The organism is Xanthomonas sp. D-109 (genome assembly GCF_017746095.1).
Lineage (GTDB): Bacteria > Pseudomonadota > Gammaproteobacteria > Xanthomonadales > Xanthomonadaceae > Xanthomonas_A > Xanthomonas_A sacchari.
On the sequence record NZ_JAGHWV010000046.1, the window covers coordinates 306 to 955 of the forward strand.

Annotated in this window: 1 protein-coding gene; it reads left to right on the forward strand. The window is 66.0% G+C overall.

The genetic code is table 11. From position 1 onward, the window contains the following. Positions 1-455: 455 nt before the first annotated feature. The coding region (locus J7357_RS21255; protein WP_209249510.1) for a hypothetical protein at positions 456-650 on the forward strand (195 nt) is incomplete at its 3' end.

Below are 650 nucleotides of genomic sequence, written 5' to 3' on the forward strand. Positions count from 1 at the left end.
AAGGGCCGCGGTTGCGAGGGGATCGGTGACACGCCCTGGCGGCCGCGGCAAGCGCGCCCGGCAGCCAGGAGTTGCGCGCGATTGCTGCCCGCAAAGTGATAAACCGGTCGTAAATAGCCGCCGCGCTTGGAGAATCGAATTTATCCACATCTGCTGTGGATAAAGCTGTGCATGACGGGCATGCTCCACGCCGTGAAGACGGACTCACAAGCCTCTGCCACGAGTTGGACAAAAAAGCGCCACTCGCATTTATTCTTTTCAGAACAACAACTTGGCCGTGAAACACAGGTGCAACATGGTTTCGCGGGGGCTTGACAAGACCTGTCGCAGGCCAATTCCAGGCGCTGTGCACAACCCGCCGTCGCGGCGGCCGCGGATGAGCCGATCGCGGCGCTTCTGTCAAGCGCGCAGCGTGGCGGCCGCCTCGCTATCATCGCGCCGATGATGGAGTTCCGATGACCGCCACGTCCCCTTCCGACGGCGTGGCCGCACCGCCCGCCCTGGCCGCGTTCCTGCGCGGGATCGAACGCCGCGCCGCGGATCTTCATCGGGCCCAAGGCCGACACCATCCGCCTGATGGGCGACAAGGTCGAGGCGATCCGCGCGATGAAGGCCGCCGGCGTGCCGGGCGTGCCCCGCGCGGGCGGCCC